This window comes from Hydrogenophilus thermoluteolus, assembly GCF_003574215.1.
In the GTDB taxonomy this organism is placed as follows: Bacteria; Pseudomonadota; Gammaproteobacteria; order Burkholderiales; family Rhodocyclaceae; genus Hydrogenophilus; species Hydrogenophilus thermoluteolus.
Map to the genome: position 1 here is coordinate 1,474,722 of NZ_AP018558.1, position 24,236 is coordinate 1,498,957.

At 62.7% G+C, this 24,236-nt stretch carries 25 protein-coding genes and 1 pseudogene; 2 read left to right on the forward strand and 24 right to left on the reverse strand.

The window, feature by feature from the left end; genetic code table 11:
* Positions 1-34 precede the first annotated feature (34 nt).
* Positions 35-865 (forward strand): type I methionyl aminopeptidase, encoded by an 831-nt coding sequence (gene map / locus HPTL_RS07175; protein WP_119335372.1) that lies wholly within the window; start codon positions 35-37, stop codon positions 863-865.
* 17 nt (positions 866-882) lie between these two features.
* On the forward strand, positions 883-3,483 hold the full coding sequence (locus tag HPTL_RS07180) for a [protein-PII] uridylyltransferase (protein WP_119335373.1): 2,601 nt from the start codon (positions 883-885) through the stop codon (positions 3,481-3,483).
* A 39-nt stretch (positions 3,484-3,522) separates the two neighbouring features.
* On the opposite strand, the gene HPTL_RS07185 is transcribed toward HPTL_RS07180, so the two are convergent.
* The 24 genes and pseudogenes from HPTL_RS07185 to HPTL_RS07300 all read right to left on the reverse strand — a co-directional run bounded on the left by HPTL_RS07185 (position 3,523) and on the right by HPTL_RS07300 (position 24,230).
* Positions 3,523-4,092 carry a DUF1640 domain-containing protein gene (locus HPTL_RS07185; RefSeq protein WP_119335374.1) on the reverse strand — a complete coding sequence of 190 codons (570 nt, stop codon included), beginning with the start codon at positions 4,090-4,092 and terminating at the stop codon, positions 3,523-3,525.
* An 85-nt stretch (positions 4,093-4,177) separates the two neighbouring features.
* Entirely contained in the window at positions 4,178-4,693 is a 516-nt protein-coding gene (locus HPTL_RS07190; RefSeq protein ID WP_119335375.1) for a TIGR00645 family protein, read from the reverse strand.
* Between the two features lie 104 nt (positions 4,694-4,797).
* A complete protein-coding gene (locus HPTL_RS07195; protein ID WP_119335376.1) occupies positions 4,798-5,595 on the reverse strand; it encodes an undecaprenyl-diphosphate phosphatase in 798 nt (265 codons plus the stop codon).
* A 45-nt stretch (positions 5,596-5,640) separates the two neighbouring features.
* The gene (hypE, locus tag HPTL_RS07200) at positions 5,641-6,690 is read right to left on the reverse strand and encodes a hydrogenase expression/formation protein HypE (RefSeq protein ID WP_119335377.1); all 1,050 of its coding nucleotides are present in this window, start codon (positions 6,688-6,690) and stop codon (positions 5,641-5,643) included.
* Complete coding sequence (locus HPTL_RS07205; protein WP_119335378.1) at positions 6,690-8,414, reverse strand: enoyl-CoA hydratase-related protein; 1,725 nt, start codon at positions 8,412-8,414, stop codon at positions 6,690-6,692. The genes hypE and HPTL_RS07205 overlap by 1 nt, the downstream gene beginning before the upstream one ends.
* Entirely contained in the window at positions 8,414-9,577 is a 1,164-nt protein-coding gene (hypD, locus tag HPTL_RS07210) for a hydrogenase formation protein HypD (RefSeq protein WP_231999970.1), read from the reverse strand. Before hypD ends, HPTL_RS07205 begins: the two co-directional genes overlap by 1 nt.
* Positions 9,574-9,798, reverse strand: a complete 225-nt coding sequence (locus HPTL_RS07215; protein WP_119335380.1) for a HypC/HybG/HupF family hydrogenase formation chaperone — start codon at positions 9,796-9,798, stop codon at positions 9,574-9,576. Before HPTL_RS07215 ends, hypD begins: the two co-directional genes overlap by 4 nt.
* Entirely contained in the window at positions 9,755-12,250 is a 2,496-nt protein-coding gene (gene hypF / locus HPTL_RS07220; protein ID WP_231999971.1) for a carbamoyltransferase HypF, read from the reverse strand. Before hypF ends, HPTL_RS07215 begins: the two co-directional genes overlap by 44 nt.
* Positions 12,235-13,194 carry a hydrogenase nickel incorporation protein HypB gene (gene hypB / locus HPTL_RS07225; RefSeq protein ID WP_119335382.1) on the reverse strand — a complete coding sequence of 320 codons (960 nt, stop codon included), beginning with the start codon at positions 13,192-13,194 and terminating at the stop codon, positions 12,235-12,237. The genes hypF and hypB overlap by 16 nt, the downstream gene beginning before the upstream one ends.
* 12 nt (positions 13,195-13,206) lie before the next feature.
* Positions 13,207-13,548, reverse strand: a complete 342-nt coding sequence (hypA, locus tag HPTL_RS07230; protein ID WP_119335383.1) for a hydrogenase maturation nickel metallochaperone HypA — start codon at positions 13,546-13,548, stop codon at positions 13,207-13,209.
* Positions 13,541-14,317, reverse strand: coding sequence for a hypothetical protein (locus HPTL_RS07235; protein WP_231999972.1), 777 nt, complete (start codon positions 14,315-14,317; stop codon positions 13,541-13,543). The genes hypA and HPTL_RS07235 overlap by 8 nt, the downstream gene beginning before the upstream one ends.
* Before the next feature lie 23 nt (positions 14,318-14,340).
* Positions 14,341-14,784, reverse strand: a complete 444-nt coding sequence (gene hybE, locus HPTL_RS07240; RefSeq protein WP_170141301.1) for a [NiFe]-hydrogenase assembly chaperone HybE — start codon at positions 14,782-14,784, stop codon at positions 14,341-14,343.
* Positions 14,781-14,993, reverse strand: a complete 213-nt coding sequence (locus HPTL_RS07245) for a rubredoxin (protein ID WP_119335386.1) — start codon at positions 14,991-14,993, stop codon at positions 14,781-14,783. Before HPTL_RS07245 ends, hybE begins: the two co-directional genes overlap by 4 nt.
* Complete coding sequence (locus tag HPTL_RS07250; RefSeq protein WP_170141302.1) at positions 14,990-15,853, reverse strand: hydrogenase expression/formation C-terminal domain-containing protein; 864 nt, start codon at positions 15,851-15,853, stop codon at positions 14,990-14,992. The genes HPTL_RS07245 and HPTL_RS07250 overlap by 4 nt, the downstream gene beginning before the upstream one ends.
* A complete protein-coding gene (locus HPTL_RS07255) occupies positions 15,850-16,281 on the reverse strand; it encodes a thioredoxin domain-containing protein (RefSeq protein WP_119335388.1) in 432 nt (143 codons plus the stop codon). The genes HPTL_RS07250 and HPTL_RS07255 overlap by 4 nt, the downstream gene beginning before the upstream one ends.
* Positions 16,278-16,583 carry a HypC/HybG/HupF family hydrogenase formation chaperone gene (locus HPTL_RS07260; protein WP_119335389.1) on the reverse strand — a complete coding sequence of 102 codons (306 nt, stop codon included), beginning with the start codon at positions 16,581-16,583 and terminating at the stop codon, positions 16,278-16,280. Before HPTL_RS07260 ends, HPTL_RS07255 begins: the two co-directional genes overlap by 4 nt.
* Positions 16,584-16,585: 2 nt before the next feature.
* Positions 16,586-17,221: a HyaD/HybD family hydrogenase maturation endopeptidase gene (locus tag HPTL_RS07265; RefSeq protein WP_197713630.1), complete on the reverse strand. Its 636-nt coding sequence runs from the start codon at positions 17,219-17,221 to the stop codon at positions 16,586-16,588.
* A 5-nt stretch (positions 17,222-17,226) separates the two neighbouring features.
* On the reverse strand, positions 17,227-17,931 hold the full coding sequence (gene cybH / locus HPTL_RS07270; protein ID WP_119335390.1) for a Ni/Fe-hydrogenase, b-type cytochrome subunit: 705 nt from the start codon (positions 17,929-17,931) through the stop codon (positions 17,227-17,229).
* A gap of 10 nt (positions 17,932-17,941) precedes the next feature.
* Positions 17,942-19,741 (reverse strand): nickel-dependent hydrogenase large subunit, encoded by a 1,800-nt coding sequence (locus HPTL_RS07275; RefSeq protein ID WP_119335391.1) that lies wholly within the window; start codon positions 19,739-19,741, stop codon positions 17,942-17,944.
* A gap of 16 nt (positions 19,742-19,757) precedes the next feature.
* On the reverse strand, positions 19,758-20,834 hold the full coding sequence (locus tag HPTL_RS07280) for a hydrogenase small subunit (protein ID WP_119335392.1): 1,077 nt from the start codon (positions 20,832-20,834) through the stop codon (positions 19,758-19,760).
* A 19-nt stretch (positions 20,835-20,853) separates the two neighbouring features.
* A complete protein-coding gene (locus HPTL_RS07285) occupies positions 20,854-21,438 on the reverse strand; it encodes a HupE/UreJ family protein (protein ID WP_119335393.1) in 585 nt (194 codons plus the stop codon).
* Between the two features lie 129 nt (positions 21,439-21,567).
* Positions 21,568-21,708, reverse strand: a pseudogene (locus HPTL_RS11640) (ATP-binding protein); the annotation flags it as partial.
* 45 nt (positions 21,709-21,753) lie between these two features.
* Complete coding sequence (locus HPTL_RS07295) at positions 21,754-22,920, reverse strand: IS256 family transposase (RefSeq protein WP_119334379.1); 1,167 nt, start codon at positions 22,918-22,920, stop codon at positions 21,754-21,756.
* A 32-nt stretch (positions 22,921-22,952) separates the two neighbouring features.
* A complete protein-coding gene (locus tag HPTL_RS07300; RefSeq protein ID WP_119335395.1) occupies positions 22,953-24,230 on the reverse strand; it encodes a PAS domain-containing sensor histidine kinase in 1,278 nt (425 codons plus the stop codon).
* Positions 24,231-24,236 lie beyond the last annotated feature (6 nt).

The window sequence follows — 24,236 nt, forward strand, 5'->3', positions numbered from 1 at the left end:
CCGAGACCCTCTCCCCCAACGGAGCGCGAACCCCATGGCCATCGACATCAAAACCCCTGAAGAGATCGAAGCGATGCGCGTCGCGTGTCGCCTTGCCTCCGAGGTGCTCGACTACATCACGCCGTTCGTCCAACCCGGCGTGACCACCGCGGAACTCGACCGCCTGTGCCACCGCTACATCGAAGAGGTGCAACAAGCGGTCGCAGCGCCGCTCAACTACCCACCGGGAAGTCCGAACCCCTTCCCCAATGCGATCTGCACCTCGGTCAATCACGTCGTCTGCCACGGGATTCCCAACGAAAAACCGCTCAAAGAGGGGGATATCGTCAACCTCGACATCACCGTACAGAAAGACGGTTGGTACGGCGACACCAGCCGGATGTTCGTCGTCGGCAACAAACCGTCGATTTTGGCGCGGCGGCTCGTCCAGGTAACCTACGAATGCCTGTGGTTGGGGATTGCGGCGGTCCGCCCTGGCGCACGGCTCGGTGACATCGGCGCGGCGATCGAACGCCACGCCCACCACCACGGCTACTCGGTGGTGCGGGAATATTGTGGCCATGGGATCGGTCGGCGCTTTCACGAAGAACCACAGGTACTCCATTACGGCAAACCGGGAACGGGCATCGAACTCGTCCCGGGAATGACGTTTACCATCGAACCGATGATCAACGCGGGCAAAGCGCCCACGTCGGTGCTCGCCGACGGTTGGACGGTGGTCACCAAAGACCGCAGCCTCTCTGCCCAATGGGAACATACGGTCCTCGTCACGGAAACCGGCGTCGAGGTACTCACCACCTCGGTAGGCTGTCCGAAACCACCCGAAATCGTCCGCGACCGTTTCGGTGACGGATTCATCGGCTAGCTTCGGACTTGTTCGCGATGTCCCCGTCGGTCTCTCCCCACTTGTCCGCGATCGCCACCCGCCTGGCCGAGGGCCGTGCGCAGCTCGCGGCACAATTCGCGGATGGAACCCTAACCCCTTTGCAATACCTCCATCGCCACGCCCGGTTGGTGGATACCACACTCGTTGCGCTCACCCGGGCTGTTCCGCTTCCCCGTGGCGCCAGCATCTTGGCGGTAGGGGGTTACGGGCGGCGCGCGCTCTACCCGATGAGCGACATCGACCTGATGCTTTTGGTCCCCGCGCCGTTGCAAGGGGCGGACGAAGCGCGCGCGCAAGCGTTCGTCGCCGCGCTGTGGGACGTCGGGCTGGAAGTCGGCATGAGTGTGCGCACCCCAATGGAAGCGCTCACCCTCGCGGGTGAAGACATCACCGTCCAGACGAACCTGCTCGAAGGACGACGGGTTGCGGGTGCCGTCTCGTTGGCCAGTGATTTCCTTGCGGCGTTGGGGCGTGCGCTCGATCCGGCCGCTTTTTACCGCGCCAAAGCAGCCGAACAGGAGCGCCGCCACAGTCGTTGGCTTTCCCCTTATACCCTGGAACCCAACGTGAAGGAGCACCCAGGTGGGCAGCGCGATTTGGATCTGCTCCTGTGGATCGCCCAAGCATTGGGGTACCGCGGACGTTGGGCGGCGCTCGCGAAAGCGGGGCTGTTGCTGCCAGAAGAGGCCCGGGAGCTCGACCGACGTCAACGCTTTCTGGCGCGGGTGCGTATCGCGCTCCACCTCCTGGCGAAACGGCGGGAAGACCGGCTGCTCTTCGACTACCAAAACGCATTGGCAACCCAATTCGGCATTCGCGCGCACGGCGAGCAGCGTCCAGCCGAACGCTTCATGCGGCAGTACTACCTGAACGCGAAGATCGTGCTGCAGCTCAACACCGTGCTCATGGCCGCGTTTTCCGAACGCCTTTTCCCCACCGAAACGGAATCGGCCGAGCCGATCGATGAATACTTCGTGCGTCGCGGCAACCGACTCGATCTGGCCCACGACGCGGTCTTTGCCGACCATCCCGAAGCGTTCCTCACGCTCTTCCTGCGCATGGCCCAACACCCCGAACTCACTGGGCTCACCGCGCGCGCCGCACGGCGGCTTTGGGCCGAGCGTGACCGCATCACCTCCGAATACCACCGTGACCCCAGCCACCAACACCTTTTTCTCGAGATTCTCAAACAGCCCCGCGGCATCGTCCATGAGACGCGGCGGATGAACCAGTTTGGAATCCTTTCGCGCTACCTACCCGCGTGGCGGCGCATCGTCTGCCAGATGCAGTACGACCTCTACCACGAGTACACGGTGGACCTCCACACCCTGATGGTGATCCGAAACCTGCGCCGTTTCACGATGGAGGAACACGCACACGAATACCCCGAAATGACTGCGCTGATGAGCGAATTCGGGGAACCCTGGCTGCTCTATCTGGCCGCGATCTTTCACGACATCGGCAAAGGGCGCGGGGGCGACCACAGCACGATCGGTGCGGAAGAGGCGCGCGCGTTTCTCAGCATTCACCCGATCGACCCCGAAGCGGTCGACCTCGTTGCCTGGCTGGTGCAAGAACACCTGACGATGAGCCGAATCGCGCAGAAAGAGGACATCACCGATCCGGAAACCATCGCGCGTTTCGCGACGCTGGTGGGCGACGAACGGCGACTGATCGCGCTCTATCTCCTCACCCACGCCGACATTCGCGGCACCAGCGCCAAAGTGTGGACTCCTTGGAAAGCGCGCCTACTTGCCGATCTCTTCCACGCCACCCGGCAATGGCTCCAGCAGCACCCGGCGAACGCGGTTGAGGCGCTTCGGCGCGGCGAACCGCTCCACGAACGGCAAGAACGCGCCCGCGCGATCCTGCGCTTTCACGGCATTCGCCCAGGCGAGGAGACCGCGTTCTGGCGCCGGGTAGGCCAAGACTATTTCCTTCGCCACCACGCCGAGACCATCGCGTGGCACACACGGGTCCTCTACTGGCGTCATCAAACCGGCAAACCGGTGGTTCGCGCCCGCCTCCTACCTGACGGCAGCGGGGTCCAGGTGATGGTTTTCGCCCCGGATGCCCCGTTCTTGTTGGCGCGGTTATTGGAGGTCTTCTACTGCTTGGATGCCGACGTCTGGGAGGCGCGGATCTACACCACGCCCGACGGCTGGGCGCTCGATACCTTCGTCCTCGACTTCCCGCCCGACCGCCCTACCCGTGAGACGCTCAACCTCTTGGAATATGAACTGAGCGCCGCGCTGGACCAACCCACCCCCACGCTCCCCGAACCGCCGCGCTGCCAACGCCGGCTCCCCCGGCTTGTCCGCCACTTCGGTTTTCCGCCGCAAGTGACGATTACCCCTGATGAAAGCGGCAAGCGGTTCGTCCTTACCGTGATCGCGCTCGATCGACCGGGGACTCTACTTGCGATCGTCACCGCGCTTGCGCATTGGGACGTTTCGATCGAGCTTGCCCGCATCCACACGGCCGGCGAACGCATCGAAGACGCGTTCGTCGTCAGCGGCCCAGGACTCGACCGTCCCGAACGGCAAAACGCGATCATCCAAGCGCTGACTCGGGTATTGGAGCGGTTGGGTGCGTAAGTAGCCCCAAACCGTTTATCGGGAAAACCCGCGCTACCGCTAACCGTGCGGCCAGAGCCGCCACAGAAGCAGCATCACCGCGCCAAATTGACTCAGCCAGAAGAGAAAACTCCACTTCAGAATCGACGAGCGGGTCTCGGCAGCGGTAATCGCCACCTGGGCCCGAACCGCCTCGATCTCTTTGGTGAGATCCGCGCGTACCTGCTCGATCTCTTTGACGAGCTTGAGTTCGGTCGCTTTGACCTCGCCCCGAACCTGCTCAATCTCCTTAGTGAATTCCGCGCGTAATTGCTCGATCTCTTTGGTGAGATCCGCGCGTACCTGCTCGATCTCCTTGGTGAGCTTGAGTTCGGTCGCCTTCACCTCACCCCGAACCGCCTCGATCTCCTTGGTGAGCTTGAGTTCGGTCGCCTTCACCTCACCCCGAACCGCCTCGATCTCCTTGGTAAGCTTCAGTTCGGTTTCGGAGAGGTGGCGAACGGTAACCAGATAGTCGAGATGGGGATAACGCGACTCCAGGAGATCAAACGCTTCAGCGATGACCCGGGCCCGCGTCTCTTCGTCTGGCGCGTGACGTAAGCGATCATAGAGGTCAAGCACTGCGCTCATGGTGCGCTCCTCACGTCTCATGTCCGTTATTCTCGCACACAATGCGCTTCTTCGACAGTACGCGTTCGGACGCTATGACGAGCTGTCAGTGACCGCTCGCCCCGCCGCGCTGGATCCGATCCATGATCGCATACAAGAGCGCGGAAAAGACGAAAACCAAGTGCAGCCCCGTTTGCCACCAAAGGACCCGGTCTTCGATGTTGTGGACGTTGAGGAACGACTTCAGGAGCTCGATCGCCGAGATCGCGACGATCGAACCGATCAGTTTGATCTTGATATCGGCAAAACCGATATGACCCATCCAGTCGGGACGATCTTCGTGGCTATGGAGATCTTCCATCTTCGAAACGAAATTTTCATAGCCACTGAAGATGATGATGAGGATCAGGTTCATCACAAGCGCCGCGTCGACGAGTGACAACACCCCGACGATCACCTCGGATGAGCTGGCAGTGGGCAGAGCGATCACCATCTCCCACCCCTGCTTTGCGAACTTGTAGAGCATCACCAGAAGCGCGCCTACCAGCCCAAGATAGACTGGCGCGAGCAGCCAGCGCGACGCAAAGAGCAGATGTTCGATCCCTTTCTCAACGTGACGCATTCGTTTCCCCCTTCTCTGATCTACAGCAATGGGCAGGGACAGATAACCTACCGATCATACGCATCGAAAAACGCACGCTTTCGCCATTCACAATTGCTCCATTCCTAGCGAACCAGAACCCACCACACCACTGCCGCGAGCGCGATCCGATACCAGGCAAAGAGCGCGAACGAATGGCGGCTGATATACGCCAACAACCAGCGCACCGCGACCAACCCCGCGACGAACGCCGCAACAAACCCGACCGCGATCTCGTGCAGGTTCGTGACCGTCAGCGCGTGCCAATCTTTGGCCAGGGTGTAGAGCGTTGCAGCGAACATCGTGGGGATCGCCAGAAAAAAAGAGAATTCGGTCGCAGCGGTACGGGAAAGACCAAAGAGCAGCCCACCCAAGATCGTCGCGCCCGAGCGGCTCGTGCCAGGAATGAGCGCCAAGCACTGCGCACACCCCACTTTGAGCGCATCAATCCAGGTCATCTCCTCGACACACGCAATCCGCGGTGTGGGGCGAAGCCGCTCGACGAGGAGGATCGCGACCCCGCCTAACGCCAACGTGGTCGCGACCACGGCTGGCGAAAAGAGGTGCGCTTTGATCGCTTTGCCGGCCAGCAACCCCACCACCGCAGCGGGCAGAAACGCGACGAAGAGATTGACGACCAGCCGAACGGCCGGGGCGTCGCGCCGCAGCAACCCGGTGAGGACCGCGGCGATTTTCCCGCGGTAGTGCCAGCAGACCGCCAGAATCGCCCCCAATTGGATCGCGATCGCAAAGGTCTTGTCCGCTTCGCTCGTGCGCGCCAACCACGCCTGCGCCACGATCAAATGCCCGGTGGAAGAGATCGGCAAAAATTCGGTCGCGCCTTCGAGTAACCCCAGAAGGAGCGCGATCGCGGTGTTTTCCATCTTCGGCTCGCCCCAAACGAAAAGGGCGATTATACTGAGTGGGCGTCAGCAAATGCGCGGCAGCGGATCGGCGTGCAGCCAATCGAGGAGCCGCATCCCGCCAAACGGGGTGCGCAGCTGGACGAATGCGTGTTCATCGGCCACCACCGTACCGATCCGCGCCGCATTGCGTCCCAGGGGATGGGCGCGCATTGCTGCCAAAAGCGGCTCGCTCGCCTCTGGCGGACAGACGACGAGCACTATCCCTTCGTTGGCCAAATGCCACGGTTCGATCCCCAGGAATTCACACGCACCAGCGACTTCGTCCCGCACCGGAATCGCTGCCTCTTCGAACACCATCCCAACGTTTGCGACCTGCGCCATTTCGTTTGCGGCAGCCGCCAGCCCGCCCCGCGTCAGATCCCGCATCGCACGGATCGGCGCACCCGTTTCGCGCATCGCGGCAATCAACGGGGTGAGCGCGGCACAGTCCGATTCGACCGGTGTCGCCAACGGTACCGCTTGGCGGGCCGCCATGATCGCGATCCCATGATCCCCCAGGGTACCGGAAACCAGAACGTGGTCGCCCGGCTGGATCGCGCGCGCACCCCACGTTTGGGTTGCTGGCGCAACGCCCACACCCGTCACCGCCAGATAGAGCCCATCCCCTTTACCCCGTTCGACCACTTTGGTGTCGCCCGCAACGATCGCCACCCCCGCCGCTGCGGCCGCCGCCGCAACGTTTTGCACCACCCGCTCGAGCGTCGCCAAGGGCAAACCCTCTTCGAGCAGCACACCAATGGTGAGGTACTTCGGGGTCGCGCCGCGCACCGCCAGATCATTGACGGTGCCATTCACCGCCAGTGTCCCAATGTCGCCCCCAGGGAAGAAGAGCGGCGTGACCACATGCAGATCGGTGCTCACCACCGGCACCATCCCTTCGGCAAGCGCCGGGAGCACGGTGGCGTCCTCTTGCTGCGCCAGCCATTCGTTGTGCCAATGGCGCGCAAAAAGCGCATCGATCAATTGCGCCGTTGCCCGGCCACCTGCGCCATGGGCAAGCGACACCACGCCATTGGCGATGTCGAGCGGGGTTCCGAAAGGTCGTCTGGCCATTACACCTCCATGAAGAGCGATTGCCGCTGCGCACGATTCGGTGCACCTTCGCGTCGATAGCCCACCTGCCGATGACGCGCAAGGTGGAGCGGGGTCCAAGAGTGGGGCGTGCGATGGACGAAATGGTAGCGCGCCACATGGTACGCGGGGTCGAACCCATAGAAATTGTTCGCCATCGCTTCGAGTTCGTGGCGGCGATATTCCGCAAGCGGGCGCACGGCTTCGTCGGCCGCACGCAAAGCGGCTTTGCGGGCAAGGAAGGCAGTAACCGCTGCGGCATCGTCTGCCAGCCGCTGCGCCTCTTGCCGCACCGAAGCCGCGAAACCGTCACTGGGAAGCACCGCGTCGTAAAACCCGAGCGCAACCGCCTCTTCACCCAAGATAGGCAAGCGATGCGCCATCAGTTGCGCAGTCCCCGCATCGCCCAGCCGCTTGGGCAAGAGGTAGGTCCAAAATTCCGAACCGTAGAGATTGCCCATGTTTTTGTAATGCGGATTGAGCACCACGCCCTGACGGACCCAGACGAAATCGCACGCACGCGCGAGAAAACAGCCGCCTGCCGCTGCGTTCCCTTCCAGTGCCGCAACGGTGATCTGTCCCGAATGGCGAATCAAGGCTTCCGCGACATCGTCGATCGCTTCGATATTGGCCATCGACGCGTCGGCGGGGCGCTCCGCTGCTTCGATCACGTGGAGGTGGATCCCGTTGCTCCAGAAACCGGTTCCTCCAGCCAATACCAAAACCCGTGTCGGGCGGGCAAACGCCCACCGCAACGCAGCCAAGAGCCGCTGACACTGCGGAGTACTCATCGCGCCGTTATAGAACCGGAACGTCAAGAACCCGACCGCCCCGGTTTCACGGTAGGCGATCTCCTGCCAAGTCGGCTGGGACGCTTCCCAATAACCATTCCCCGGAATCTCCGGATACGCCGCGGCCTCGGGGAACGCAACCAGCGCGGGCAGCTTCACCCCCCCTTCTTGCCGCACCTGACCGACCCAGACCGCCCCGTCGCGGGTCGCGACCAACAGCGCTTCGTCACGCCGTCCGATCACCATACCCGGCTCGGCACGATGCGCTTCCGCTTCCGGATGCAAGTCGAAGAGACGACAGCGTTTCCCCAGAAGCGGCGCGACCACGCCCGGCGCGCCGTCGGAAGCGTTCGCGAGCCGCAGAATGGCTTCTGTCGTCGTCGATGCCCAATCGATCGTGCGCTGTGCCGCGGTCAATGCCGGACGAAAAACGCCTCTTGGGGCCGGTTCCGGCACTTCGCCCCGCGCCAGCCGCGCCAATGCCTCGCGAACCGCGTCCACCGCCGCCTCCGTGACCTCACGACGGTAGAGATCGGCTTTGCGCGCCGGCCGCATCGCGAAGGTGCGGTACGCCCAGATCGGCCCGGCGTCGTATTCGGCCACGGCTTGAAGCACCGTCACACCCCACGTGGGTTCCCCGCGCAGGATCGCGTGGTCGAGCGCGTTTGGCCCTCGGTCGCCCGGTGGTCCGGGATGGACGATCAGCGTCGGCACCTGCCGCCACACTGTTTCCGGTACTTTACGTTTGAGGAACGGCGCGACGATCACTTCCGGTTGCCAGAGCGCCACCGCCTCTTCGGTCACTGCGTCGCTGATGTCGAACTCGACGCTCACCTCGTGACCGTCACGGCGCAATTCGGCGTGGATCCGCTGACTCAAGCTGTTGAACGCATGGACCAAAAGCAGGATACGCATCACACCTCCTCGGCTTCGACTGCGGCGCTGCGCTCCTGGAAGCGACCGTAGTGGTAGTACGCCGCGCACGCCCCTTCGGACGAAACCATGCACGAACCAAGCGGCGTTTCCGGCGTACAGGCCTTGGCAAAGAGCTTGCAATCCCGCGGCGATTTGTGACCGCGCAGGATCGCCCCGCATTCACACGCCGGGTGATCGGAGATTTCCGGTGCCGGGATCGCAAAGCGTGCTTCGGCGTCGAACTCGGAAAATCCTGCGCGGATACGCAATGCGGAATAGGGCAATACCCCCAAACCTCGCCACGCGAAGGTTTTCCGCAATTCGAAGACCTGCGCCACCAGCGCCTGCGCTTTGCGGTTCCCGTCGCGCGTCACCGCGCGGGTATATTGGTTTTCGACTGCCGCACGCCCCTCATTGACCTGACGCACCAAAAGCAGCAGCGCGTGCAGCACGTCGAGCGGCTCGAACCCAGCGATCACGACCGGCTTTTGGTACTCTTCCGCGAAAAATTCGTAAGGACGCGAACCGATGACGACGGAGACGTGCGCGGGGCCGACGAAACCGTCGAGTTGCGCGCTTCCCCAGCGCCGCGCCTCGCTCGACTCGAGGATGCTCATAATCGCCGACGGGGTCAGCACGTGGCAACAGAGCACCGAGAAATTCCGTAGTCCTTTGGCCTGCGCGGTCAAGATCGCCGCTGCGGTAGGCGGCGTGGTCGTCTCGAAACCGATCGCGAAGAAGACCACCTCGCGTTGCGGGTTGGCTTCGGCCAACGCCACCGCTTCCAATGCGGAGCCGACCATGCGCACGTCCGCTCCCTGTGCCTTCGCCGCCAAGAGCGATTCTCCTTTCCGGGCCGGGACGCGCAACACGTCGCCATAGGCGCACAGCGTCACATTCGGCTGTTCCGCGATCGCAATCGCTTGCGCCACGCGTCCCGGAGGCAATACACAGACGGGACAGCCCGGACCGTGGATCATCCGCAGGTTGGGGGGCAACAGCGCCGGAATGCCGTAGCGCGCGATCGCATGGGTATGGCCACCGCAAAACTCCATGAACCGGTAGGTGCGGTTCGGATCGACCTCGGCGGCGATCTGCCGAGCAAGCGATTGCGCCAGCTTGGGATCGCGAAACTCACGGATGAAGCGAAGGCCCGCCATCATGCCGCTCCCGTCTGCCACTCAGCCATCAGCGCAAGGGTGCGTTGCGCCTCTTCGGGATCGAGCCGGGTCAAAGCGAAACCGACATGGACGATCACGTAATCGCCCACGGCCACCTCATCCAAAAGCGCGGTGCTCACCACCTGTTTCGTTCCGCCGACCACCACTTCTGCCTGCCCGTCAGGCAAAAGCGCAACCACTTCTGCGGGTATTGCCAGACACATCGCTTGTTTCCTCTCTGCTGGACCTTTGGGAGGCGGTCATCGCGCACCGAGCGGCCAGGACCAACCATGCTTGGCCAAGCGCAATGCCACCGTCATTTGCCGGAAGTTGCTGCGCCAACCGTAACGTCACACCGTAGCGCGCACAAGCCGCCGCAGTGGCGTCGATGAGTAGGCGGTTTTGCCAACACCCGCCTCCGCCCAAAAGGATGGGGTCGGTCAGGTGCGGACGCGCGCGCGCCACGAGCGTTTCGGCAATGACGTGGTGAAACGCTGCGGCCCACTCAGGTATGGCCACCGCGTGGGCAACGCTTGCCACCCACGACCACCACCCGTGCCAATCGGTTTCGGGTTCCCCATGGTGCTTCCCTTCGGTGGCGGGCAGTCGCGTGAAACTCGGCGCACACTCGGCGTCGAACGCCCGCGCCGCTGCGCTCTCGAGCCGCAACGCTGCCTCCCCTTCGAACGTGTTATATGCACACAGCCCCAAAAGCGCCGAAACGGCGTCGAACCAGCGCCCTACGCTCGACGTGGTCCCGATCGACCCGTTGGGGCACGAACGGAGCCAGCGCCACAGTCGTTCGACCTCGGTAATCTGCGGCCAACGGATACCGAGCGCCTGCGCATGTGCGGCGCGCCGTGCCCACCATCCGTGCAGCACGGCTTCCTCCCCCGTTGCGCACGCCAACACCGCAACCGCAAGCCGCCACGGCTCTCGTGCGGCGCGATCCCCTCCCGGCAGCGGAAGCAGCGGAAAATGGTCGAGCCGCCGCCACTGTCCGCACGCGTCAAATTGCAGCAGTTCCCCCCCCCACGCTTCGCCCCCTTCGCCCCAACCAAAACCATCGAGGGACCACCCCACCCAAGGCCCTGCGGTTTCCAGCGTGGTTTCGGCAATCACCGCCGCAAGGTGCGCCGGATGGTGCCAGACCGGAATGCACTGCGCTTGCCACTCTGCCGCGAGCTGCTCGGCAAGGCGTCGGGAAAGGGCGTCGGGGTGGGTATCATGGGCAATCCAGCGCGGTGTCACGCCCAGCCACCCGCGCCAATGGGTCAATGTGCGCCACGCATGGTCGAAGGTGTCTCGATTGGTCAATTCGCCCAGATAAGGGGTCAAGTAGGCTTTGTCAGAAACGACGAATGCCGCAGCCAGTTTGAGATCGCTGCCAAGCGCCACCCCCGGTTCGTCCGCCTCTACGCCCCCGAGCGCGACCGCTTCGGGCACGAAACCCCGCGCGCGGCGGATGAGGATCAGCTTGCCGTCACGGCGTGTGCGCACCACCGAATCGTCTGCCCGTTGCGCGATCGGACGGTCATGCGTCAAAAAGCCGTCCACACAGTCGGCCAATGCCGCAAACGCTTCGCAGTCGTCGGCCGCGAGCGGCGCGCCGCTTCGGTTGCCGCTCGTCATGACCAAAAAAAGCGGATGCGGTTCGTCGAGCCAATCCGTACCGACGGGTCGTCCTGCGGCTTCGTGCCACAACAGGAGATGCAGCGGTGTGGTTGGGCGCATCACCCCAAGCCACGCCAACCCGGGGGCCAAAGCGCCGAGCGCCGCATTCGCCGCGGTATCCAGATCGCGCCGAATCGCAGTCAGCACGATTGGGGCTTCCGCGCTTTCGAACACCCGCCGTTCTGCCTCCGTCCACTCGACCCATTCGGCAAGCGACGCAGCGTTGAGCCCCATCACCGCCAACGGCTTTGTGGGCCGCCGTTTGCGCGCCCGCAACGTCGCGACCACCTCCGGTGCGCGCGCGTCGCACACCAATTGAAATCCGCCAAGCCCTTTGAGTGCGACGATGCCACCTGCTTGTACACACGCCAGCGCCGACGCGATCGGATCTCCTGGAACCGGTTGACCGCTGCGATCGAGGAAGCGCAACTGCGGCCCACACACCGGGCACGCGGTGGTCTCGGCGTGAAAGCGGCGGTTCGTCGGGTCGTCGAATTCCCGCTGACATTCGGGACAGAGGGGAAAGGCGGTCAATGTCGTCGCGGCCCGCGCGTACGGAAGCGCGGTGCTCACCGTGTAGCGTGGCCCACACGCGGTGCATGCCACGAACGGATAACGCCAGCGTCGGTCGTTGGGGTCGCAGAGCTCGGCGACACAGTCGCGGCAGACCGCACGGTCGGGCGCGAGCGCCAATCCGCTATCCCCCCCGTTGGGCAAGATGACGAATGTCCGTTTGCCTTCCTCAGCCGTCCGTTGGACCAGTTCCGCAAACCGTTCGGGGGGGTCGGGGCAGATCTCGATCGCGTCGATACGTGCAGAAGTAGGCGCTTCGGCGCGGAGTCGTTCCAGGAAACGCGTGACGTCACCGTCCGTGACCGCGACCTCGACGCCCCAGCCGACGTTGCGCACCCACCCCGCAACACCGAGCGCGTTGGCCAAGCGGGCGACGAAGGGGCGGAACCCCACCCCTTGCACGCGCCCGCGGATCAGGAAGCGACGCACGCGGCGTAACGCCTTTCGATCCACGCCAACCACTGGTCGAACCCTTCCCCGGTTCGCGCCGAGACGAGCAGCGTTTCGATCCCTGGACGCACACGGACCGCGTAGTCGCTCGCTTGTGCGACGTCGAACGGGACGTAAGGCAAAAGGTCGATCTTGTTCAACACCATCACGTCGGAGACGGCGAAGATGTCGGGGTATTTGAGCGGTTTGTCCTCTCCTTCGGTCACCGAAAGCAACGCCACCTTCGCGTGTTCGCCCAAGTCGAACGCCGCCGGGCAGACGAGATTGCCGACGTTTTCGATCAACAGGATCGCCCCTTCCGGGGGATGGAGCGCTTCGAGCGCATGGCCCACCTGGTGCGCGTCCAGATGGCATCCCTTTCCGGTGTTGATCTGGATCGCTGGAATTCCGGTCGCGCGGATCCGTTCGGCATCGTGGCTCGTCTGCTGATCCCCTTCGATCACCGCAAGCGGGTAGCGCGCTTTGAGCATTTCGATCGTTTTGACCAGCAGCGTCGTCTTGCCCGACCCTGGGCTCGAAACGAAATTGAGGGCGAGGATGCGCCGCTCGGCAAAGAAACGGCGGTTCGCTTCCGCGAAGCGGTTGTTATGACTCAGAATGTCCTGCTCGATTTGCACCATGCGCGTTTGGCTCATGCCCGGCGCATGGGCGCGCGCCGGTCCGACGCCGAAATCGATCCGTCCTTCGACGCTCGTTACGTGCTGAGCCGGAGCCTTGTCATGGGGATGGGCGTGCGAATGGGCATAATGCGGATGGTGGTGGTCGTGGTGATGGTGGTCGTGGTGGTGGTAATGGGGATGATGGTCGTGGTCGTGGTGGTGATGGTGATGGTGATGGTAGTCGTGAGAATGACCGTGGTCCGGTTCGTGGTCGTGGTGATGGGGTTCGATCGTGGCTGAGCCACAGCCGCATACGGTGCACATCGTCCGCTCTCCTCATTCGATCTCGATCGCCTGTACCCGCATTTCGGTACCGGCAGTGGGTTGTAACTGGTAACCGCCGCATTCGGGGCACGGATCGGTGCGCGCAGCAATCGGAACCGTCCGTTCGCACCGCCAGCAGTAGGCGGCACCATCGATCCGCTCGATGCGTAATTCGGCGCCTTCGGCAAGCGTACCACGGCTCACCGCGTCGAAGCAGAAGGTGAGCGCCTCGGGTTCGACGCACGAAAGCGCACCAATCTCCACAATCACCGAACGAATGCGCCGCGCGCCTTCCGCGGTGGCTGTCTCTTCGGCAAGCCGAACCACGCTTTCGGCGAGCGCCATCTCATGCATCGTGTACCTCCAAACGGTACGGCACACAGGGGTCGAGCGCGACCACCGCCGCACGGCCCAACCGTTCTGCCGCCACCAAAGTGGCGCAAGGAACCGTTTCAACCCATTCGCGTAGCCGAGCGCCCTCGGCGCAGAGCCGATCGGTGGGCGCTTCGATCGCATAACGGATCACGCGCCCGTCACAGACCACGGCGCGGTGCGTGAGTTCGCCGCGAGCCGTATTCACCGTCACCTGGTTTTCGCCATTTCGCCGCTCGACACGCAGGTTCAACCAGCCGCGCACTGCTTCCCGCGGAAACCCCAAATCGCGTTGAATCCGAGTCCATCGCGCCCGCATCGCCGCCCCAAGCGCCGGAACGGCTGCTTCCCAGTAGCGCACGAACGGCAAGACGATCGGTGCCAGCCGCGTTTCGACCCACGCACTGCGCACTGCTTCCGACTGGTGTGCCACCTCACTCTGCCACTCCCGCAGCGCAGTCAGATCGGCGGTTTCGCCGATCGTTTCCGGCCAGCGCTGCAGGCAGTGGAGCAGATGTTCGCGCATCGCCTCCTGCCAAACCCGTTCCGCTGCTTTGTCGTCTTCCACGCCCAATGCCAGCGCCAACCGGGCTGCAAACCGCTGTGCTTCCCGACAGACGCCATAAAGAAGCGCTACCCACTGTTCGACCGCTTCTGGTGACTGCCCCTGAAAGCGATCGGTCACGGCCGGACGGGAAAGCTGGGTCGAAAGGATCTGTACCTTCTGCGTCGCTGCGTACCAAGTAATCACAACTCGAAAACACCCAACCGCTGTCATGATTGCCCGATCCGTTCTGGTTCCGGCAGCGACAAGGCTGGCCGTTCCAGCGCTGCGAGCACGGCCCACGCGGTCATTCGCGCTTCGTGCTGCGCGCCGAACTCCGAGGGCGGGGAAAAGAGTGAGCAAGTATGGTAGCGACCCACCCCCGCCATCTCGGCAACCAGGAATTCGTAGATCCCTGACGGAAAGCGCCAAGCGTAACGCTCCCCGAGCGGTGTTTCGGGCCAGCGCGGATGCGCTGGCAGAATCACGAGACTCACCGTCCAAGGGGCGATCACCACGGTGAGCCAATGGTTATCGATCGCAGGCGACTGGCGCGGCGCCAAAACCTCGACCGAAAGAGCCGGGTTACAGAGCGGCAGATCGGCCATGCGCTTTGCCGTCTCGTGCCACGCGCTCTGTAACGCTGCGTGGGGGGACGCGGGCCAAATCGTCACGAACGGGTTACCATGAATTTGTGTTTCGGCGCCTGGCATTGCGGGCAGCTCCACGTCTCTGGCAAGGCCGAAAACGCAGTACCTGGCGCAATGCCATGTTCGGGGTCACCCCATTCCGGTTCGTAGCGCCACCAGCAGACACCGCATTCGAGCACGGCGTCTGGGGGGGCGTCGCGGAAACTCCCTTCGAAGATCGGCTGCGCGTTCATCGTGCCAGCTCCGCCAGATAGTCGGCCAGCCGCGAACGGGTGAGCGCCAAATCCTCTGGTGCCGCACGCACCACCTCGGGCAACCGCGTCACTTCAATGGTATCGAGGATCAACGCGTCCATACTGTTGAAATACTGCACCCGCCAGACATCACGCAAACGCGTACTCGCCACGCGGCACTGCCCGTAGCTCCGGATCGCAATCGCCACCATCGGCGGCCCCAACCAGTCGTTGAGCATCTGCAGATCGGCTGGCGTCAGCGGCAACAACGTCAGGTTCAGCACATGGACGGCGCGCCCCATCGTCCCTTTGCCGGCCCAATGGCGCAGTTCTTCGACGAGCGCAGGTCCGTTCATCACCCCGGTGGGCGCTTGCGGCGGCGTGCACACGTCATGCGACGTTGCCGACATCGCGTCCACGAGTTTCGCCGAATAGGGCGCATAGCGCCATTCGTCGCGCACCACCGCCCCATCCGCCCCCAGGACGACCTCATGCCAGATACCCGGAAACGCCGACTCGCGTACCCGAAGTGAAAACGGTGCCGCGGTCTGTGCCACTACCTCTCCAACCCCGAACGCGTCTTCGATCCAGCGCCGTTGGGGTTCGCTCAATTCGTCTACCGCGGCGACTACCGGACCCTCCGGGCATTGCGCGATCGCTTGGAAAAAGCGTTCGAGCCAAGCCACTGCGGCCTCGGAACACCCCGTTTCGCGCAACATCCAGCCGTGCGGTGCCGTAAAGGTGTGCATCTCCTTAGGAAACTGGGGAAACTCAGGTGCGTCGTCGTTCTGCGTACCCGGACCGAGCGCGACGACCGGCAACGGGAAGGGTTTGCGCGACACATTGGGATTTGGAATCATCGCGTCTCTCCTTCGGCTACTGCGCTGACCGCGCGCCATGCGGCTGCGACTTCGTCGCAATAGCTACGCCAGTCACGTAGCCCTTCGATCCGATATTCAGGGGTGCCGTCCCGACACAGAACGAGCGCAGGGAGCCGCAAAATGCTCCATTCCCGTTGCCAGCGCGCCACGCCTTCGGGAGCAACGATCCACAGCGGCACTGCAATCACGCCGAAACAGTCGGAAAGCACTTCCGGTACGATCACGCAGGCATCGAACACTTCGGGCTGTTTCGTCGGGTCGCCCGTGAGCAATACCCAGCAAAGCCCCGTTGGCCATTGCGTCGTCGTGTTCGTCACGACGGGCACGCCGTTTTTTTCCAATCGGGCCAAGACCTTGGCCAATTTCGCGCGGGCGTCGAACGCGGGTAACAACGTCTCGTGCATCATCGTGTCTCTCTGAGAAAATCGGGAAGTTCCGGCTCACGATCGAGGTCGGGGAAAAAGGCGAGCGGGTCGAACGCCGTTCCTGCTTCCGCCGCGGCAAGCGCCGCCAATGCGTCTCGGATCTGTTCCGCGCGGATAGGATCGAGGATTTCGCGAGCCACCCCTAGGTGGGTCAGCAACCACGTACCCGGCGGTTGCGGTCCGACGAGCACGCAATCGATCCATGCGGTGGCACCATCGTCCCCTCGACAGAGCGCCCGCCACCCCTGGGATTCGACCACCTGCATCGGGACACCCAGACACATCGTCAGCCCCTTCTCATTGCGAACCCAAGGAAGCGCTCATCACCGAAGCGGCACGCCGCGTCGGGCGACGGACGCCCCGCTTCGTACGGCACAAGCGCCAGTGCAGGGTCGAACGGCAGCGGGGCATCGGGCAACGTGCGCGGCGTCGGGTGGAACCCCCACCGCCGCAACCACGCCAACCCGCTCTCGACCGCAACCGGTACCTGCGCTTTGACCGCCGGGGTGAGACTCCCGCCGTAGTCTTCCAGCTCCGCAGGTTGGACACCGACGAGCACGACCGCACGAGGAAACGCATTGGTCATCTCGGCAGCAAAGAGCACCTCTTGAAAGCCGGCCTGGTGCAGACTCATCTTGTGTGCGCCCAGAAAACGCGGCACTTCGTCGCCAACCGCGACACGCAACGTCCCCGGCCGATCACCGAAATCGACCGCGTCGAAGACGAGCAGCCGGTCCGCTTGTTGCACGTAAGGCAGGAGGTACAGCCCCTGGGTACCGCCGTCCATCGCCAGCACCGCGTCCGGTAACTGCCAATGGGCCAGCAGATGTTCGATGCAACGCACCCCAAAGCCTTCGTCAGCCCAGAGGACGTTGCCGATCCCGAGAACCAGCGCACCGTACCGCTCGTCGCCACCCATCATCGCGGTCACTCCTTGTACATCCGCCAGCCGCTGACCATTGTCGAGATGAGCGATTGACGGCTCATGATGTCTTCGCGGATCGCTGCATAGACATGGAGCAGTACGAAAATCACCATCAGCCACATCCCCATGCGGTGCAGCATGTGGACCTGCAAGGAACCACCGAACGCGGGAATCACCCATCCAAAGAGCGTGTCGCTCCAGTGCCCATGCCCTGCGCCCTCGCTATAAAGCGCAAAACCGGTGGTGATCATGAAGAGCGCGAGCAGGAAGAAGAAAAAGAACATCATCAATTGCGCCAGTGGGTTGTGACCGACGTACTTTTTCGGCAGCCGTTCCAAGAAGAGGTACCAGCGCAGCTCGTAGAAGACCTCCTGCCACCACGCCTGCTTCCACACGGGAAGAATGAAGAGTTGATGCGCATGGTGGTTGCCGACGAACGCCCAGTAGATTCGCCCCAGCAACCCCACGGCGAGTACGTAGCCAGCCGCGAAATGGGCGAAACGGAGGTATCCCATCAGGAAATTGTGGGCCGCTTCTCCTGGGACAGAGGGCAACGGCAACCCGATGAAATACCCCGTCACCGCCAGCACCGTGATCGCAGCGGCGTTGATCCAGTGCCACAACCGAACCGGCGCTTCATAGACATAGACACTCTTGACCGCACGGCCGCGCCGTTCGATCTCGAGCTGATCTTCGTTCGCCAACATCGCACACCTCCTAGCGCACGGTTACGCGCGTCAATTCGCGGTCGTCCGGACTGATCACGTGGGTCGAACAGGCCAAGCAGGGATCGAACGAATGGAGCGTGCGCAAGATCTCGAGCGGCTCTTCCGGCTTGAGCATCGGCGTATCGAGCAACGACGCTTCGAACGCCCCGATCTGCCCTTTGGGATCGCGGGGGCCGCCGTTCCAAGTGGTGGGGACCACGCACTGATAGTTTTCGATCTTGCCGTCGCGAATGCGGATCCAGTGGCCCAAAGCGCCGCGTGGTGCTTCGGTGAACCCGACCCCTTTCGCTTCACGCGGCCAAGTGCTCGGATCCCATTTTTCGACGTTGGCCGTCGTCAGATCGCCCGCTTTCAGGTTGGCCATCAACTTGGCGAATTCGCGCTGCTGCAAACGGGCGCAATAGAGCGCTTCCAACCCTCGCGCTGCGGTACGGCCCAGCGTCGAGAAGATCGCCTGCACGGGCAGGTCGAGCTGTTTCAACGCCATCTCGACCAAACCGTGGATCTCCGGGTACTGCTTCGGCTGCAGATACCCAAGAACCATCCGCGCAAGTGGCCCCACCTCCATCGGGTTGCCGCGCCAGCGCGGTGACTTGATCCACGAATATTTCCCGCTCTCGTCGATCTGTTCGATTCTGGTGCGTGACCCTTTCGTACGCGGCCCAAGCTCGAACTTGTGCTCCGTGACCCCATCCCACGGGTGCAGCCCTTTCGATTCGTCGGGATAGGTGTACCAACTGTGGGCGACGAACTCTTGGATCTCCTCCGGATCCCGCAGATCGACCGAATGGATCTTGGTGAAATCGCCATTGACGATCGCGCCACGCGGCAATTGCAGATTCTCTGTGCGCGTGTCGTTGGCGCGGACGGGAATGTCGCCGTAGGAAAGGAGGTTTTTCGACGACAACCCACCGCCGTACAACCAATCCTTGTAAAACGACGCGATCGCCAAGAGATCTGGGACGTAGACTTTTTCGATGAACTCCGCGACCCGATCGATGATCGATTGCACCAAATTGAGCCGTTCCATATTGACCGCGCCCACCGCACCGCTCTGTTCGAGGTTGATCGCGCACGGAACCCCGCCGACGAGCCAGTTGGGGTGCGGGTTTTTGCCGCCGAAGATCGTATGGATCTTGACGATCTCTTTCTGGAAGTCGAGCGCCTCCAGGTAGTGCGCCACCGCCAAGAGGTTCACCTCAGGCGGCAAACGGTACGCAGGGTGCCCCCAATAGCCGTTCATGAACGGCCCCAACTGGCCCGATTCCACGAACCGCTTCAGCCGCGTTTGAATATCGCGGAAATAACCGGGCGACGAGAGCGGCCATGAAGAGATCTTCTGCGCGATCTCGGAAGTGACTTTCGGATCGGCAGAAAGTGCGGAAACGACATCGACCCAGTCGAGCGCGTGCAGGTGGTAGAAATGGACCAGGTCGTCATGCACCTGGAGGTTGAGCTGCATCAGATTGCGAATCGTATTCGCGTTCTCCGGAATCTGAATGCCCAGCGCATCTTCTACTGCCCGCACCGAGGTCAGCGCATGGGTGCCGGTACAGACTCCGCAGATTCGTTCGGTGAATGCCCACGCATCGCGCGGATCACGCCCTTTGAGGATCACCTCGAGTCCGCGCCACATCGTCCCGGTCGAGACCGCGTTACGGATCACACCGTTGTCGTCGATATTGACCTCGACCCGCATATGGCCTTCGATACGGGTCACGGGATCGACGACGATGCGCCGCCCCGCGTCGTTCAACTGAAAACCTTGAGGGGTTGTCATCTGTGCCATTGATCCTCCTCCCGCCTCATTCCGTGGTCGTGGTTTCGGGCTGCTTGCGCAAACGGGAAAGCGCCGAAACCGCCGCATGCACCGCAACGGCGGCACCCACCGCACCAGCCGCTGCTTTCCCTACCTTGTCGGCGTTCGCCTCGACGCCAAACGGCTGGATCGTCGTGACCCGGTCGTAAAAGCTCCCTTTGTCCCAGAAGCCGTCTTCCGAGCAGCCGATGCAACCGTGTCCGGAACGCACCGGCCAACTGACGCCACCATTCCACTGGATCGAGGAACAGGCGTTGTACGTGGTCGGGCCTTTACACCCCATCTTGTAGAGGCAGTAGCCTTTGCGCGCCCCTTCGTCGTCCCATGCCTCGACGAACTGCCCCGCGTCGAAATGACCACGGCGGTAACATTTGTCGTGGATGCGCTGCCCGTAGAACATTTTGGGTCGCAATTGGCGGTCGAGTTCGGGGATCCGGTCGAAGGTGAGCATGTAGGTCACCACCCCGGTCATCACCTCGGCGATCGGCGGACAACCGGGCACATTGATGATCGGCTTGCCGGTGATCACTTTGTGCACCGGCGTAGCACGTGTCGGATTGGGTTTTGCCGCTTGCACACACCCGAACGAGGCGCACGCACCCCACGAGATGATCGCTTTGGCGTCGGCGCACACCTCTTTGAGCTCTTCGATGAACGGACGTCCCCCGTGGATACAGAAGATCCCATCTTCGTTCAGCGGTGGGTTGCCTTCCACCGCGACGATATAACGCCCCTTGTACTTTTCCCGCACCTCTTCGATCACCGCCAGCGCCTGGTGACCTGCCGCCGCCATCAACGTATTGTCGAAATCGAGCGACAACATCGACAGCACCACGTCACGGGTAAGCGGATGCGCCGATCGGATGAACGATTCCGAACAGCAGGTGCACTCCAACCCGTGCACCCAGATCACTGGCGTGCGCGGCTTCGTCTCCATCGCATGGACGATGCGCGGCACCGCACTGGGCCCGAGCCCCAGCGCCGTGGCGGTGAGGCTACAAAACTTGAGAAAACTGCGCCGTGTGATCCCCTGGCGCCGCATCACTTCGTAAAAGGTTTCCACGCTACTCCTCCCCTTCTTCTCATGCGGTCAAGAGCAACGCCCCCACCGCAGCCACTGCCACGCCTGCGAAGCGCACCGCAGATGCCTCACCGGGCAAGCGCCCTGTCAGCGCCACGCGCGCCAACACAACCCCGACCCCGTGCAACACCGTGCTCATCAACGCCATTCCCGCTCCATAGGAAACGGCGAGCTGCGGCGACACGACCTCCAAGCCATGTACATGGCCGTGAAAGAGCCCGAAGAGCGCGACCATCGCGATCGCGACCGTTTCAGGAAAGCGCACCGCGAACGCCAACAACAGACCCAGGACCAAAAGCGAAAGCTGCACACCCGTTTCGGGAGCGGGTAACCCCAACCCCGCGATCGCGGTCACGAACCCGGCAACGAGTGCAGCAACGAACGCGAGCGGCAAGCGCCACGTCGCACGTCCGCCGACGAGCCCTGCCCACAGCCCAACGGCAACCATCGCCAAGAGGTGGTCGATACCGCTGAGAGGGTGCGAAAACCCAGAGAAAAAGCCCGCTACCGGATGGCTACCGGTATGCGCCCAAACCAACGACGGTGCCCACAAGAGAACACCGAGCCACTTTTTGCCGTTGTGCATGGTTACCCTCCATGGTGTTGAACGGAACCATGCGATGCAAAAAGTGTGCCAAAAAAACGATCGACGGGAAACTCGCTATAGATCAATGAGATAACAACAAAAACGATATTGATCGTCTGGTTATGATGGTTACGAAGTAACCGCTGGTAACCACAACGTAAACATCGCTCCACCATCATGGTTATTGGCCGCGCTCAGCTTGCCCCCCATCTTTTCCACCAGACCGTAGCTGATCGCCAGCCCCAAACCGGTTCCCTGTCCGGTTGTGCAACCTTTTTTCTGTAAATTTCCGTGGTGTTGGTCATGACGCCGGGGTTACGGGTTGAGGTTGAGATAGACCTTGCCGGTCATCCACTCGTCGTCGAGTTCGGCCAGCAGCGCCGAGACCAGGCGCAGGCAGGAATCCATGTTGGGGAAGATGCTGGCCACCCGGGTGCGTCGTCGCAGTTCCCGGTTGATGCGTTCCAGCCCGTTGGTGGTACGCAAACGGATACGGTGCGCAGCGGGGAAGTCGAACACCGTCAGGGATTCAGGAATCGCGGTTTCGGCCCACTCGGCCAGTTTCGGATGCTCCTTGCGCCAGGTGTCCAGGGCGGCTTTCAAAAGCCGCTCGGCTTCTGCCTTGTCCGGAGCATTGAAGATCGCGCGCAGTGTCGCGGCGACGTGCTTTTTCGCCTCCTGTCGGGTGACGAACTGGCCGGCGTTTTGCTGCAGATGGAACTGGCAACGCTGCCAGGGAACAGAAGGGAACACCGCTTTGCGGGCAGCTTTGAGGCCCGCATGATCATCCGCGATGATGAGCTTGATCCCGTGCAACCCTCTGGCCAGGAGGGATTCCAGGAAACGTCGCCAATTGATCTCGGCTTCCGACGTGGCCACCGTGCAACCGAGCACCCGCCGTTTGCCCGTCGCATCGACGCCGACGGCGATCAAGACGGCACAATCGACGATTCGCCCTTCCAGCCGCACTTTCTCGTAACGGGCATCCAGAAAGAGATAGGGCACTTCGCCCAGAGGACGCTCGCGCCAGGCCGCAAGCCCCTCGTCGAGCCTGGCGGCGGCACGGCTCACCTGGGCGGTGGAGAGCGAAATCTCCGGCCCCAGCAGGCGCTGCAGTACCTCGATCACCCGGCGGGTGGAGACCCCCTGGACGTACATCTCGGCCAGGGCCAGATGCACCGCCTGATCGGTGCGGGTGCCTTTTTCGAGGGCAGAAGGGTAGAAGTCGCCGCAACGCACCTGGGGCACCTGAAAGGTCAGCTCACCAAGGCGGGTGAGTACCGTCTTGGGTTTGTACCCGTTGGCGTAGTCACGCCGTCGCTCACTACGTTCATAGGGCGCCGCTCCAAGGAACTGGGATCGTTCGATCTTGGCGGCTTCATTGACGAGGATGCGCAGAGCCTCGCCGGCACCCTCCAGTCCGTGTTCGAGCAACACAGCATAAGCCATTTCCAAAGGATTGGTTTCGACACGCATCGCCATGATGGGCATACTCCTTTCTCGAAGTCATGGCGTCAGACCGAGCGCCGCGCACTTCCTGCCAGAGGCGCTAAACGGAATTTACAGAAAGGATGGTACACAACCCCCTGTCCCACTGGTTTCGTCGTGAAGAATGGCTCGAAGAGGTGGGGCAGATGTTCCGGTCGGATACCCGGGCCGTTGTCGACGAAATCGACGCGCCAACCGCCATTCTCTTCACGGGCGGTAATCGACAACCGCCCCTCGGGAAGATCGGCTGTCGCGTCCGCGGCGTTCTGGACCAAATTCATCACCACCTGTTGCAGCTGGCCGCTGTTGCCCCAGACGCGCATCGATTCGGGCAACGCCAGATCCACCCGGAACGCGCCACGCACCGACGACGTGACCCAATGAACACCACGCCGAATCACCTCGACCAGTTCGACTTCGTGCATCTCGCCGCCGTCGACCGCCGAAAACCGTTTCAGCGCGTCGACGATGTCGCGGCTACGCTGCGCCCCTTCTTCCAAACCGGCGATCAACCGCGGCAAATCGGCAAGCGCACGGTCGATCTTGAGCTGTTCGCGAAGTGTCTGAATCGCTGGCGCACAAGCTCCCTCGGCGGCACAAGCGGCGAAAAAGCGCTGAAACCGCTCTGCGTACCGTTTCAGCGCCAACACGTTACCCAGCACGAAACTGATCGGGTTGTTGAGTTCGTGTGCCACACCCGCAACCAACCGGCCCAACGACGCCATCTTTTCCGAATGGACCAACTGCCCTTGGGTGCGCTGCAACGCTTCGTGCGCCTCCCGCAGCGCTTCGTAGGCGCGCCGCAACTCCCCAACCGGACGCCCGGTGATCACGACGCCCGACACCCGTCCCGCAAGATCGCGCCGCACCGTACAGTTGAACGAAACCGGCGTAGACGTTCCGTCCGCGGTGACCACCTGGCACTCACAGTCGTGCCGCTCGACCACCGGCATCCCCGTGCCCCCGCAAAACCGCTCTCGGTCCGTATCGGCCAACAGGGAAAAGAACGATGCCCCGATGAGCGTCTCTTGCGCTTGGCCGACCAACCGACTCAGCGCCGCATTCACCGCTTCGATCCGCCACTCGAGGTCGCAGACGATCAGCACGTCGCTGATGCTGTCGAGCACACTGGCGAAAAATTGTCGCAGCGATTCGAGCTCGGCGTTTTTCGTCTCCAGCTCGACTTCGTAGCGCAAGAGGTCTTGGTAGACCTCGTCCATTTTGCGCACCACTTCGAGCCACACCGCGTCATCGCTGTGGTCTGCGTCGTGCTCCGTATCGTTGAAACGTGCCGCCTCTGCCACGCCCCC

Excerpts from the sequence above, each read along its gene's own strand:
- map (WP_119335372.1), top strand. The coding sequence starts at position 35 with ATGGCCATCGACATCAAAACCCCTGAAGAGATCGAAGCGATGCGCGTC.
- HPTL_RS07180 (WP_119335373.1), top strand. The coding sequence starts at position 883 with ATGTCCCCGTCGGTCTCTCCCCACTTGTCCGCGATCGCCACCCGCCTG.
- HPTL_RS07185 (WP_119335374.1), bottom strand. The coding sequence starts at position 4,092 with ATGAGCGCAGTGCTTGACCTCTATGATCGCTTACGTCACGCGCCAGAC.
- HPTL_RS07190 (WP_119335375.1), bottom strand. The coding sequence starts at position 4,693 with ATGCGTCACGTTGAGAAAGGGATCGAACATCTGCTCTTTGCGTCGCGC.
- HPTL_RS07195 (WP_119335376.1), bottom strand. The coding sequence starts at position 5,595 with ATGGAAAACACCGCGATCGCGCTCCTTCTGGGGTTACTCGAAGGCGCG.
- hypE (WP_119335377.1), bottom strand. The coding sequence starts at position 6,690 with ATGGCCAGACGACCTTTCGGAACCCCGCTCGACATCGCCAATGGCGTG.
- HPTL_RS07205 (WP_119335378.1), bottom strand. The coding sequence starts at position 8,414 with ATGCGTATCCTGCTTTTGGTCCATGCGTTCAACAGCTTGAGTCAGCGG.
- hypD (WP_231999970.1), bottom strand. The coding sequence starts at position 9,577 with ATGATGGCGGGCCTTCGCTTCATCCGTGAGTTTCGCGATCCCAAGCTG.
- HPTL_RS07215 (WP_119335380.1), bottom strand. The coding sequence starts at position 9,798 with ATGTGTCTGGCAATACCCGCAGAAGTGGTTGCGCTTTTGCCTGACGGG.
- hypB (WP_119335382.1), bottom strand. The coding sequence starts at position 13,194 with ATGTGCACCGTATGCGGCTGTGGCTCAGCCACGATCGAACCCCATCAC.
- hypA (WP_119335383.1), bottom strand. The coding sequence starts at position 13,548 with ATGCATGAGATGGCGCTCGCCGAAAGCGTGGTTCGGCTTGCCGAAGAG.
- HPTL_RS07245 (WP_119335386.1), bottom strand. The coding sequence starts at position 14,993 with ATGAACGCGCAGCCGATCTTCGAAGGGAGTTTCCGCGACGCCCCCCCA.
- HPTL_RS07250 (WP_170141302.1), bottom strand. The coding sequence starts at position 15,853 with ATGATTCCAAATCCCAATGTGTCGCGCAAACCCTTCCCGTTGCCGGTC.
- HPTL_RS07255 (WP_119335388.1), bottom strand. The coding sequence starts at position 16,281 with ATGATGCACGAGACGTTGTTACCCGCGTTCGACGCCCGCGCGAAATTG.
- HPTL_RS07260 (WP_119335389.1), bottom strand. The coding sequence starts at position 16,583 with ATGTGTCTGGGTGTCCCGATGCAGGTGGTCGAATCCCAGGGGTGGCGG.
- HPTL_RS07265 (WP_197713630.1), bottom strand. The coding sequence starts at position 17,221 with ATGATGGGTGGCGACGAGCGGTACGGTGCGCTGGTTCTCGGGATCGGC.
- cybH (WP_119335390.1), bottom strand. The coding sequence starts at position 17,931 with ATGTTGGCGAACGAAGATCAGCTCGAGATCGAACGGCGCGGCCGTGCG.
- HPTL_RS07275 (WP_119335391.1), bottom strand. The coding sequence starts at position 19,741 with ATGGCACAGATGACAACCCCTCAAGGTTTTCAGTTGAACGACGCGGGG.
- HPTL_RS07285 (WP_119335393.1), bottom strand. The coding sequence starts at position 21,438 with ATGCACAACGGCAAAAAGTGGCTCGGTGTTCTCTTGTGGGCACCGTCG.
- HPTL_RS07295 (WP_119334379.1), bottom strand. The coding sequence starts at position 22,920 with ATGGCGATGCGTGTCGAAACCAATCCTTTGGAAATGGCTTATGCTGTG.